Source organism: Salipiger sp. PrR002, from assembly GCF_010500775.1.
GTDB lineage: Bacteria > Pseudomonadota > Alphaproteobacteria > Rhodobacterales > Rhodobacteraceae > Salipiger.
In genome coordinates this window covers 1-1,366 of sequence record NZ_JAAGOU010000093.1, presented here as the reverse complement: position 1 = coordinate 1,366, position 1,366 = coordinate 1, and the positions used below count along the sequence as shown (strand labels likewise).

Genomic DNA, 1,366 nt, shown 5'->3' with positions numbered 1-1,366 from the left:
AGGAGCCGAGATCGAAAAGCATGGGAGGCACCCGGATAAACGCCGCGCTGGAAAGGCGCCGTCGGCAAGGCGCAGGTGGCGCGGGCTCTGGGCCCGCCGCACCCTCTTTGTGACGATCGAGCATGCCACCGATTGAAGTGCGCGAGAATAGGGATATTCAAACCTCGCTCGGCCGTGACCCAGGGCAACCTTTTGCGGGGGTATATGTCCTCGTCCGTGCCGCTTTGGTCAGCGCCTCGGTCGAATAGTAGCCATGCAAATCAACCCGCGAAGAGCGATCGCTCCGGCGCGTCCCTTGAATTTGCCTGATTTTTACGGACGACAAGAACTGTTTTCACTCTACCTTGTGCGCTCTGGAAGGTCCTAGTCGAACTTTCCAACCAAAACCGCAGTCGGGGGCTCTATGCCGCCTTCCGGCGATCCTGGACCGACGAATGGAGGAGACATCATGGCACAACCTAAAATCGCAGTAATCTTCTACTCGACCTACGGAACCAATCACCAAGTCGCTCTTACGGCCGCTGCGGCCGCCAAGGAGGCAGGCGCTGACGTGCGGCTACTCCGCGTCCGAGAGACTGCGCCCAAAGAGGTCGTGAACAGCCAGGAGGCGTGGCAGGCACAAGCTGAGAAAATGGCGGACCTTCCGGTGGTCACCCCGGATGACATGGTCTGGGCCGACGGTTACTTTTTCAGCGCTCCCACGCGCTACGGCCAGTCCGCCTCGCAGCTTCGAGCGTTCATCGACACGCTCGGTGGCGTCTGGTCGGAGGGTAAGCTCGCAGGCAAGGCAATCACCGCGACCACAAGCGCCCAGAACCCGCATGGAGGCCAAGAGGCCACCACTTTGGGACTGTATACCTCAGCAATGCACTGGGGCGCGATTATTGTGCCTCCAGGCTACACCAGCGATGTCATCTACGCATCGGGTGGGAATCCGTATGGCTACTCTGCCGAAGCAGGAAAATTCGATGACACGGGCAAAGCATCAGTCGCCCACCAAGCAAAGCGTTTGGTAGATGTGACCAAAAAGCTGATTGCGTAGCGAAAATTGCGCGATATCCTGTTGCCGTCGGCACTCGCCGCTGCATGCCTAATCCGATACCGAAGGCCTTCGCGCAGCGGCTGCGCGCCGCCGGAAAGCCGCACACCCTCATCGTAAATGCGATCACGCACGAGCTCGCCACATTCACTTATGCTTCTTGCACGGCGCAACGGTGTGCGGAGGAGACGAGTTGGTGTAACCTCCCGCCCATCCTAGCCTTGATCGGAGGTGCTGACGTCAAGCCGCTTGGGATGCAGCACGACGCGTGCGTCCATCGGAACCTGGTCATAAAGCTGGGTGATCTGGTCGTTTATCAGGCCAGCA

1 protein-coding gene is annotated in these 1,366 nt (G+C 59.4%); it reads left to right on the top strand.

Annotated features, from left to right (window positions below; translation table 11 throughout):
- Nucleotides 1–448 precede the first annotated feature (448 nt).
- Nucleotides 449–1,042, top strand: coding sequence for an NAD(P)H-dependent oxidoreductase (locus G0A00_RS26270; RefSeq protein ID WP_164185623.1), 594 nt, complete (start codon nucleotides 449–451; stop codon nucleotides 1,040–1,042).
- Nucleotides 1,043–1,366 lie beyond the last annotated feature (324 nt).

What these genes read in the sequence shown, in the direction of transcription:
- G0A00_RS26270 (WP_164185623.1), top strand. Translation starts at nt 449, where the DNA reads ATGGCACAACCTAAAATCGCAGTAATCTTCTACTCGACCTACGGAACC.